8 protein-coding genes and 1 pseudogene are annotated in these 10,153 nt (G+C 75.9%); all 9 read left to right on the top strand.

Annotated features, from left to right (window positions below; translation table 11 throughout):
• Nucleotides 1-1,274 (top strand): hypothetical protein (locus PSR1_RS18205; protein ID WP_237758128.1); only part of this gene is annotated, 1,274 nt, incomplete at its 5' end.
• Nucleotides 1,275-1,438: 164 nt separating this feature from the next.
• Nucleotides 1,439-1,939 carry a tripartite tricarboxylate transporter TctB family protein gene (locus PSR1_RS18200; protein ID WP_059438861.1) on the top strand — a complete coding sequence of 167 codons (501 nt, stop codon included), beginning with the start codon at nucleotides 1,439-1,441 and terminating at the stop codon, nucleotides 1,937-1,939.
• Between the two features lie 9 nt (nucleotides 1,940-1,948).
• On the top strand, nucleotides 1,949-3,451 hold the full coding sequence (locus tag PSR1_RS18195; RefSeq protein WP_059438860.1) for a tripartite tricarboxylate transporter permease: 1,503 nt from the start codon (nucleotides 1,949-1,951) through the stop codon (nucleotides 3,449-3,451).
• An 11-nt stretch (nucleotides 3,452-3,462) separates the two neighbouring features.
• Complete coding sequence (locus tag PSR1_RS18190; protein ID WP_237758127.1) at nucleotides 3,463-4,443, top strand: tripartite tricarboxylate transporter substrate-binding protein; 981 nt, start codon at nucleotides 3,463-3,465, stop codon at nucleotides 4,441-4,443.
• Nucleotides 4,444-4,600: 157 nt separating this feature from the next.
• Complete coding sequence (locus PSR1_RS18185; RefSeq protein ID WP_059438858.1) at nucleotides 4,601-5,584, top strand: RNA polymerase sigma factor; 984 nt, start codon at nucleotides 4,601-4,603, stop codon at nucleotides 5,582-5,584.
• 13 nt (nucleotides 5,585-5,597) lie between these two features.
• The gene (locus PSR1_RS18180) at nucleotides 5,598-6,443 is read left to right on the top strand and encodes an alpha/beta fold hydrolase (RefSeq protein ID WP_059438857.1); all 846 of its coding nucleotides are present in this window, start codon (nucleotides 5,598-5,600) and stop codon (nucleotides 6,441-6,443) included.
• A 236-nt stretch (nucleotides 6,444-6,679) separates the two neighbouring features.
• Entirely contained in the window at nucleotides 6,680-7,105 is a 426-nt protein-coding gene (locus tag PSR1_RS18175) for a NifB/NifX family molybdenum-iron cluster-binding protein (protein WP_059438856.1), read from the top strand.
• A gap of 138 nt (nucleotides 7,106-7,243) precedes the next feature.
• Nucleotides 7,244-9,778, top strand: a complete 2,535-nt coding sequence (gene mprF / locus PSR1_RS18170; protein ID WP_059438855.1) for a bifunctional lysylphosphatidylglycerol flippase/synthetase MprF — start codon at nucleotides 7,244-7,246, stop codon at nucleotides 9,776-9,778.
• Nucleotides 9,775-10,153, top strand: a pseudogene (locus PSR1_RS18165) (virulence factor); the annotation flags it as partial. The gene mprF and the pseudogene PSR1_RS18165, both read left to right, overlap by 4 nt.

The following is a 10,153-nucleotide window of genomic DNA, read 5'->3' as shown; positions in this document are numbered from 1 at the left end:
ACGGTGCTCTGATGGTGCGGAGGCCCGCCGTGGTCCCGCGCCCACCGCTCGCGTCGCTCCTGCCGATCGCCGTCGCGGCCGCGCTCCTCGCGCCGGTCGCCGCACGCGCCGAGGAAGCCGGCGCGCCCGCCTGCGGGCCGGACGCCTCCGCCGAGCCCTGCCCGCCGGCATCGGCGGCGCCGGCCTCGTCGCCGCCCGTCGCGGCGCCCGCCTCGTCGCCGCCCGCCGCCGCGCCGGCGCTGGCCGTCTACTGGGGCGTCGGCTGCCCGCACTGCGAGGAGGCGCTGCCGTACCTGGACGCGCTCGCCCGCGCCCACCCGTCGCTGGTCGTCGCGCGATACGAGGTCCGCCAGGACGCGGCCGGCCGCGCGCGCTTCCGCGCCGAGGTCGAGCGGCTCGGGATCTCGCCGCCCGGGATCCCGCTGTTCGTCGCCGGGGACCGGTACGTCCTCGGGTTCGCGCGGGGGCGGAGCGAGGCGGAGGTGGAGGCGCTCGCCCTCGGCGCGCTCACGGACCGTGAGCCGGCCGCGGCGGTGGTGGACCTCCCGCTGCTCGGGCCGCGCGAGGCGCGGCGGATCCCGCTCGCGGCGCTCACCGCGGTGGTCGGCCTGCTCGACGGCCTCAACCCGTGCGCGATGTGGGTCCTGGTGGTGCTGCTCGGGCTGCTCGCGAACGTCCGCTCGCGCCGGCGCGCGCTCGCGTTCGGCGGCGCGTTCGTGCTCGTGTCCGGCGTGGTGTACTTCGCGTTCATGACCGCGTGGTCCGGCCTGTTCGCCGCGCTCGGCGGCTCGAGGCGGGTGACGGTGGTGCTCGGGATCGCGCTCGTGGCGATGGGGCTCGTCAACGTGAAGGAGCTGTTCCTGTTCCGCCGCGGCCCGTCGCTCACCATCCCGGACCGCGCCAAGCCCGCCCTCTACCGGCGCATGCGCCGGATCGCCGGCGCGACGCGGCTCCCGGCCGCGCTGCTGGGCGTGCTGGCGCTGGCGCTGCTCGCGAACCTGGTCGAGCTGGGCTGCACGGTGGGGCTGCCGGCCCTGTACACGCGGGTCCTCTCGCTGCGCCCCGAGCTCGCGCCGTGGCAGCGGCTCGGCTGGATCGCGGCGTACAACGCCTTCTACGTGATCCCGCTCGGCGCCATCGTGGCGGCGTGGGCGGCGTTCGCGCCGCGGGCCCGGCTCGGGGAGCGGGGGGCGCGGGCGCTGAAGGCGGTGAGCGGCCTCCTGCTGGTCGCGTTCGGCGTGGCCCTGCTCGCCGCCCCCGGCCTGCTGATCTGACCCGGACCGGCGCGCGTTGACCCGCTGCGTCGCGGGCGTCGCGCGCCACGGGCCCCACGCGGGACGGCGCGCCCGGCCGCGGCGTTCAGCATCATCGAACCATCCGTTTACCCCTGCACGCCGTCCCGCCCTCGCCCGGGTCGGGCCGCGGCACCGGAGGCCGCTTGGAAGAGGACACGGGGCAGCTCGCTCCCCCCCGCCACGGGCCCCGCGTCCGCGCGCCCCGCGATCTCGCGGCGGGCCTGCTCGTCGCCGGGATCGCGGCGGTGGCCCTGCTCGCCACCGGCGACCTGGATCCGGGCCGGCTCCGCGCCATGGGCCCGGGCATGCTCCCGCGCGCCATCGCGGCCATCCTGGGCCTCGCCGGGCTGGCGCTGATCGCGGCCGCGTTCCTGAAGGACGGCGAGCCGATCGGCCGGTGGCCCCTGCGCGGCCCGGTGTTCATCTCGCTCGCGGTGGTCGCGTTCGCGCTCACCATCCGGACGGTCGGGCTCGCGCTGGCCGGGCCGCTCGTGATGCTGCTCGGCGGCGCGGCGTCGCCGGAGGTGCGCTGGAGGGAGCTGGCGATCTTCGCGGTGGTGACGACCGTCGCCTGCGCCGGGCTGTTCCGCTTCGCGCTCGGCCTGCCCATCCCGGTACTCATCCTCCCCGGGTTCCGCCTCTAGCCCGCCGCCATGAGCGACCTGCTCTCGCACCTCGCGCTCGGCTTCTCGGTCGCGTTCACGGTCCAGAACCTCGGGCTGGCGCTCGTCGGCTGCCTCATCGGCACGCTGGTGGGCGTCCTCCCCGGCGTCGGCCCCATCGCCACCATCACCATGCTCCTGCCCATCACCTACGGCGTGGAGCCCACCGGCGCGATCATCCTGCTCGCCGGCATCTACTACGGCGCGCAGTACGGCGGCTCGACCACCGCCATCCTGGTGAACATCCCGGGCGAGGTGACGGCGGTCGTCACCACGCTCGACGGGCACGAGATGGCGAAGCAGGGGCGCGCCGGGGCCGCGCTCGGCATCGCCGCCATCGGCTCGTTCTTCGCCGGCTGCGTGGCCACGCTGGTGGTGGCCGCGCTCGCCGCGCCGCTCACGCGCGTGGCGCTCCTGTTCGGGCCGGCCGAGTACTTCTCGCTCATGCTGGCGGGCCTGGCGTTCGCGGTGGTGCTGGCGCGGGGCTCGGTGCCGCGCGCGCTGGTGATGATCCTGCTCGGCCTGCTGCTCTCCACCGTGGGCACCGACCTCGAGACCGGCGCGGAGCGCATGACGTTCGGCTGGGCGCCGCTCGCCGACGGGATCGACTTCGCGGTGCTGGCCATGGGCGTGTTCGGGTTCGCCGAGGTGCTGCGCAACCTCGACCTCACCGAGCAGCGCGACGTGGTGCGCCGGCCCATCGGCCGCCTGCTCCCGACCGGCGAGGACCTGCGGCGCTCGGCCCTGCCCATCGTCCGCGGCAGCCTCCTCGGCGCGATCCTGGGCATCCTGCCCGGCAACGGCGCGGTGCTCGGGCCGTTCGCGTCCTACACGGTGGAGAAGCGGCTCGCCCGCGACCCGCGCCGCTTCGGCCGCGGCGCCATCGAGGGCGTGGCCGGCCCGGAGTCGGCCAACAACGCCGGCGCGCAGACGTCCTTCATCCCGCTGCTCTCGCTGGGCATCCCGCCCAACGCGGTGATGGCGCTCATGGTCGGCGCCATGACCATCCACGGCATCGTGCCCGGCCCGCTGGTGATGACGCGCAGCCCGCAGCTGTTCTGGGGCGTCATCGCCAGCATGTGGATCGGGAACCTGATGCTGCTCGTCATCAACCTGCCGCTGGTGGGCGTGTGGGTCCGGTTCCTGAAGGTCCCCTACCGCCTCATGTTCCCCGCCATCCTGGTCTTCTCCTGCATCGGGATCTACTCGGTGAACAACTCCGCCGCCGACGTGCTCCTCACCGCCGGCTTCGCGCTCGCCGGCTACGCGTTCGTGCGGCTGGACCTCGAGACCGCGCCGCTGCTGCTCGGCTTCGTGCTCGGCCGGCTCATGGAGGAGAACCTGCGGCGCGCGCTCGCCATCTCGCGCGGCAGCGCCGCGTCGTTCGTGCAGCGTCCCATCAGCGCGGCGTTCCTCGCGCTCGCCGCCGTCGTGCTGGTCCTCGCAGTGCTGCCCGCGGTGCGCACGCGCCGCAAGGAGGTGTTCGTCGAATGAGAACGCATCGGATGACCCGAACCGCCGCCCGGCTCGCCGCCCCGGTCCTCGCGGCCCTCGCGCTCGCGGCGGCCCCGGCCCGCGCCGCCTACCCGGAGCGCCCCATCACCATGATCGTCCCGTTCGCCGCGGGCGGCCCCACCGACGTGGTGGCGCGCATCGTGGCCGAGCACATGTCGCGCACGCTCGGCCAGCAGGTGGTGATCGAGAACGTGGCCGGCGCCGGCGGCACCACCGGCATCCTGCGCGCCTCGCAGGCCGCGCCGGACGGCTACACCATCATGATGGGCCACATGGGCACGCACGGCGCCGCGCCGGCCGTGTACCCGGACCTGAAGTACGATCCGCGCAAGGACTTCGCGCCCATCGGCCTCGCCGCCGGCACGCCCATCGTGGTGGTCGCGCGCAAGGACTTCCCGGCCAAGGACTTCAAGGAGTTCGTCGCCAAGGTGAAGGCGGACTCGGAGAAGCTGAACGAGGCGCACGCCGGCGTGGGCTCGGTCTCGTTCACCACCTGCTCGCTGTTCAACTCGCTGCTCGGCGCGAAGCCGACGCGCGTCGTGTACCGCGGCACCGGGCCGGCCCTGAACGACCTGGTGGCCGGCCAGGTGGACTACATGTGCGACCAGATCGTGAACCTGGTCCCGCAGATCCAGGCCGGCACCATCAAGGCGTACGCGGTGGCGCTGCCCGAGCGCTCGCCGGCGCTGCCCGACGTGCCCACCACCAAGGAAGGCGGGCTGCCCGAGTTCCAGGTGACCGCGTGGAACGCCGTGTTCGCGCCCAAGGGGACGCCGCCCGCGGTGGTGAAGCGGCTCTCCCAGGCGCTGCTCGCGGCGCTCGACGACGCGGCCACGCGCAAGCGGCTGCTCGAGCTCGGCGGCGACCTCTCCAACACCGCTGCGCGCACGCCGGAGGGGCTGCAGAAGCTGGTCGAGAGCGAGGTGGCGCGCTGGAACAAGGTGCTGAAGGCCACCGGCGCCGCGAAGTGAGCCGCTCCCGGCACCGCCCGCGCGCCCTCCCGGCGCGGGCGGTGCCCGGCACCCCGCTCCCCGCCGGCGTGGGCGCGCTTCGGCACCCGGTTGGAGCGCTCGCGGCGTGAAGGCGTGCCGCCCGTATCCCGCGGTGGCATCCATCCGTCTCCACCGCATGACCACGCCTCCAGAGCCGACCCCTTCCCTCGCCGGCGCCGTCCAGGCGTCCTGGCACCGCTTCCTCGACACCTACGAGCCGCTGCGCCCGGAGCTGTACCGGTACTGCCGCAGCCTGGCGCGCAGCCCCTGGGACGCCGACGACCTGGTGCAGGACGCGATGGCGCGGGCGTTCGTGACGCTCGGCTGCATGGACGGCCCGCCGGACAACCCGCGCGCCTGGCTGTTCCGGGTGGCGTCGAACCTGTGGATCGACCGGCTCCGGCGCACGCGCGAGGACGCCGGGGAGGTGCCGGAGGGCGCGACCGCGCCCGAGCCGAGGGCGTCGCGCGAGGCGGCCGGCACGCTCATCGGCCGGCTGTCGCCCCAGGAGCGCGCCGCGGTGGTGCTGAAGGAGGCGTTCGACCTGACGCTGGAGGAGATCGCCGAGGCGCTCTCCACCACCGTCGGCGCGGTGAAGGCGGCGCTGCACCGCGGCCGCGGGAAGCTGGCCGAGCCGGACGAGGCGGTCGCCGCCCCACCGAGCGCGCCGGTGCTCGACGCGTTCTGCCAGGCGTTCAACGCCGGGGACCTCGAGCGCCTCGTCGCGCTCCTGCTCGACACCGCCAGCGTGGAGGTGGTGCGCGTGCACGCCGAGTACGGCCGGGACGCCGCGCGCAAGGGCGTGTTCCAGGGCATGATGTACGGCAGCCGGCGCCTCGCCGGGGTGGACGGCCAGACCACCGGCATCGACCCGCGCTACCGCCTGGGCGCCCTCCCCGACCGCCCGCGCTGCGAGGTGCGGCTGCACCGCGGCGAGCCGATCATCGTGCACTGGTACGCGCACGCCGACGGCGAGGCGGTCCGCGCGCTCACCCGCGTCGAGACGTCCGGCGACCGGCTCTCGCGCGTGCGCAACTACTTCTACACGCCGGACGTCCTCGCCGAGGTGTGCGGCGAGCTCGGCCTCCCCTATCGCATCAACGGCTACCGCTACTGGTGAGGGGAGCCCGCCCATGACCGCCCTCGCCCCCGCCGTCGCGGCCGCGCTGCTCGCCGCCGCCCCCTCCGGCGCCCCGGCGCGCGCCCCCGCCGACGCCGTCCAGCGCGGCTACGCGCCGGTGAACGGCCTGCGCATGTACTACGAGCTCCATGGCCCCGCCGGCGCGAAGGAGCCGCCGCTCGTGCTGCTCCACGGCGGCGGCTCCACCCTCGACACCACCTTCGCCCGGCTGATCCCGGCGCTGGCGCGCCACCGGCGCGTGATCGCGTTCGAGCAGCAGGGCCACGGCCGCACCGCCGACCTCCCGGACCGCCCGTTCACGTTCGAGCAGTCGGCCGACGACACCGCGGCGCTGCTCCGGCACCTGGGCGTCGCCCGGGCCGACCTCTTCGGCTTCAGCAACGGCGGGACCATCGCGCTCCAGGTCGCCGTCCGTCACCCCGCGCTGGTGCGGCGGCTGGTGGTGGCCTCGACCCTGGTCCGGCGCGACGGGCTGGCGCCGCAGGCCTGGGAGGCGATCCGCCGCGGGCACCTCGAGGACATGCCCGCCGAGCTGCGGCAGGCCTACCTCGCGGTCGCGCCGCACCCCGAGCAGCTCCCGTCCTTCCACGCCAAGTCGGCGCGCCGCATGCTGGAGTTCCGCGACTGGACGGACGCCGAGGTGCGGTCGATCTCGGTCCCGGTGCTGGTCGTGGCCGGGGACCGCGACGCCGTGCTGCCCGGGCACGCGGTGGCGCTGGCGCGGCTGCTCCCGGACGCGCGGCTGGCGGTGCTCCCCGGCACCGATCACGACGGCGTGGTGCGCGGGCGCCCGGGCTGGCTCGTGCCGATGATCGAGGCGTTCCTCGACGAGCGGTAGGCGGGCGCGGCCCCCGGCCGCGCGTTTCGTGGACCGGAGCGCTCCACGTCCGGTGCGCCTCCGCGTGCCGCGACACTTTGTCGCGGGGCGCGTTCCGGTGAACCCACGAGGGGGCGAACGGGTTCTCATGGCCGGGGGTCTCCGTCGGTCCGCGCGGCGCGCCGGGCTTGCGGGCAGCGGCCAGCGTCCGGCGGCCGACCGACGAGCGACGGTGCGCCACACGCAAGGAGCCCCGCATGTCCGCCACCCTCTGCATCCCCATCGAAGAGAACCGCGGCCTCCTCAGCCCGGTGTCGCGCCACTTCGGCCGCGCGCCCGCGTTCCTGCTCGTGGACGCCGCCACGCTCGCGCACCGGGTCCTCCCGAACGCGCCGAGCGAGCACCCCTGCGATCCGTGCCGCGCGCTGGTGAACGAGGACATCGACGTGTTCCTCGTCGGCGGGATCGGCGCGCACGCGCTGGAGAAGATCCGCGGCCGCCGGCGCATCCCGGTGTACCGGGCGCCGCCGGGCCGGGTCGCGGACGCGCTCGCGCTCCACATCGCGGGCCGGCTCCCGGTCGTGCTCGACGAGTGCAGGCCCCCCGACGCGCCGCCGCGGACGGCGCTCCCGGTGCTCGCCGCGGCGGCCGGTGGCTGCCGGGCGGCCTGCTCCGGGAGCTGACCGCGCCCCGGGCCGCGCCGCGGTTCCGCCCCGAGCCGATCCGCAGATCACCTTGCGTGAACGCGGGCGCCGCGCGCAGCGCCGCACGCCCCGTCGCGGAGGTGGACCGCGGCCCGGAATCGGGACTCTCATTGGAGGGTGACATGGCTCCGCCGCGCCGCGCTGGTGCTCCTCCCCGTCGCCCTGCTCGGCGCGGCCGCCTGGACGCTCCACGCCGAGCTGCGCGGCCTCCACCTGCACCAGGTCGAGCGCGAGCTGTCGGCGCTGCCGGCCGCCCTGCTCGCGCTGGCCGCGGGGCTCACCGCGCTCGACTACCTGCTGCTCTCCGCCTACGACGTGCTGGCGCTGCGCTACGCGGGGCGCCGCCTGCCGTACACGCGGGTGGTGTTCACCTCGTTCGTCTCCTACGCGTTCGGGAACAACGTCGGCTTCGCGCTGCTCTCCTCCGGCTCGGTGCGCTTCCGCCTCTACTCGCAGTGGGGGCTGTCCGCGCTGGAGATCACGCGCGTGGTGGCGTTCACCGCCGCGCAGCTCTGGGCCGGCCTCCTGCCCATCGCCGGCGTGGCGCTGCTGTCCGGCCTGCCCGTGCCGCTCCCGGGGTGGGCGGCCCACGCGCTGGGCGCGGCCGCGCTGGCGGTCACCGCGTCGTACGTGGTCGCCTCCGCCCGCGGCACGACGCTGTCGGTGAAGGGCGTCCGCTTCGCGCTGCCCTCGCTGCCGCTGACGCTTGCGCAGATCGCCGTCTCGGCCGCCGACTGGGCGCTGGCGGCACTGGTGCTGCACGTGCTGCTCCCCGCCGGCTCGCCGCTCGGGTTCGTGCAGCTGCTCGGGCTGTTCGTGGCCGCGCAGGTGGTGGGCCTGGCCTCGCAGGTGCCGGGCGGCCTGGGCGTGTTCGAGTCGATCGTGCTCGCCGCGCTCACGCCCGCGGTGCCGGCGCCGGCGGTGGTGTCGAGCCTGGTCGCGTTCCGGCTGGTCTACTACGTGGCGCCGTTCCTGCTGGCGTTCGCCCTGCTCGCGACGCACGAGCTGCTGCTGCGGCGGGCCTGGCTGGGGCGGGTCCTGCGCGGCGCGCACGCCTCGTTCGCCCCGGTGGTGCCGTGGCTGGCCGGCGGCGCCGCCCTGCTCGCCGGCACGGTGCTGCTCGTCTCCGGCGCCACCCCGGCGGAGGCGGAGCGGCTCCACCTGCTCCGCCGCGCGCTGCCGCTGCCGGTGCTGGAGGCGTCGCACCTCGTCGGCAGCCTGGTCGGGACGGCGCTGCTCCTCCTCGCCCGCGCGCTGGTCCGCCGCATCGACGCGGCCTGGGCCGTGGCCATCGGCCTGCTCGCCGCCGGCGCGGTGGCGTCGCTCGCGAAGGGGCTCGACTGGGAGGAGGCGACGCTGCTCGTCGCGCTGCTCGCGGCCATCGCCCCCTTCCACCGCCAGTTCTACCGGCGCAGCTCGATGCTCGAGGGCGTCCCCTCCGCCGGCTGGGCGCTCGGGGTGGCGCTGCTGGTGGCCGGCTCGATCGCGATCGGCGTGCTCTCGTATCGCCACGTGGAGTGGTCGCGGGACCTGTGGTTCACGTTCGCGTTCCACGGCGACGCGCCGCGGTTCCTGCGCGCCTCGGTGGCGGGGGTCTCGCTGCTGGTGCTGTTCGGGGTGGCGACGCTGCTCCGCCCCGCGCCGCCGGAGCCCCCGCGCACGGGCGCGGCGGAGCTGGACCGGGTGCGCCCGCTGGTGGACCGCGCGCCGGAGTCCTACGCGCACCTCGCGCTCACCGGCGACAAGTGCCTGCTCTTCGCCGAAGGCGACGCCGCGTTCCTCATGTACGCGGTGGAGGGCCGAAGCTGGGTGGCCATGGGCGATCCGGTCGGCCCGGATCCCGCCGCCACCGAGCTGGCCTGGCGCTTCCGCGAGCTGTCCGACCGGCACGGCGGGTGGGCCTGCTTCTACCAGGTCGGGCCGGCCGCGCTGCCGCGCTACCTCGACCTGGGCCTCTCGCTGCTGAAGCTGGGCGAGGAGGCGGTGGTGCCGCTCGAGGGGTTCTCGCTGGACGGGAGCGCGCGCCGCGGCCTGCGGCAGGCGCACGCCCGGGCGGAGCGCGACGGCCTCTCCTTCGAGGTCGCGCCCGCGCCGGCGGTGCCCGGGCTCCTCCCGGACCTCGCCGCGGTCTCGGACGCGTGGCTGACCGAGAAGGGCGTGCGCGAGAAGGGCTTCTCGCTCGGGTCGTTCGATCCGCGCTACCTGGCGGAGGGGCCGGTCGCGCTGGTGCGCCTCGATGGCAAGATCGTGGGCTTCGCGAACGTGTGGGCCAGCGCCGCCCGCGTGGAGCTGTCGGTGGACCTGATGCGCTACCACCCGTCCGCGCCGCGCTCGACCATGGACTACCTGTTCACCTCGCTCATGCTGTGGGGAAGGGCCGAGGGCTACCGCGCGTTCAACCTCGGCATGGCCCCGTTCTCCGGGTTCGAGCCGCGCCAGCTCGCGCCCCTGTGGACGCGGATGGGCGCCCGGCTCTACCGCCACGGCGAGAACTTCTACAACTTCCAGGGGCTCCGCGCGTACAAGGAGAAGTTCGCGCCGGAGTGGCGGCCGCGCTGGCTGGCCGCGCCGGGCGGGCTCCGCCTGCCCGCGATCCTCGCGAACCTGGCCGCGCTCGTGTCGCGCGGCCTGAAGGGCGTGGTGACCCGATGATCCCTGCCGCGCTGGCGCTGGCCCTCGCCGCCGTCCCCGCCACGCTCGACGTCCCCGGGCTCGGCGCCGTGCCCGTCGCCGCGCCGCCCGGCGCGCCGCAGCGGGCGATCCTGCTCGTCTCCGGCGCGGGCGGCCGCGACGCCGCGCTCGACGCCCTGGCGCGGGCGCTCGCCGCGCGCGGCGCGCTGGTCGCGACGGTGGACCTCCCCGCGTACCTGCGCTCGGTGCGCGAGGCGCGCTGCGCCTACCCGGCGGCCGACCTCGAGACGCTGGCCCAGCGCCTCCAGAAGCGCGCCGGCCTCGGCGCGTACCTGCGGCCCATGCCGGTCGGCGTCGGCCTGGGGGCGTCGCTCGCCTGGGCCGCGCTCGCCGAGG

Source organism: Anaeromyxobacter sp. PSR-1 (genome assembly GCF_000964525.1).
Lineage (GTDB): Bacteria > Myxococcota > Myxococcia > Myxococcales > Anaeromyxobacteraceae > Anaeromyxobacter.
Note: the sequence above shows the minus strand (reverse complement) of the source record. Positions and strands in the feature narration are given on the sequence as shown.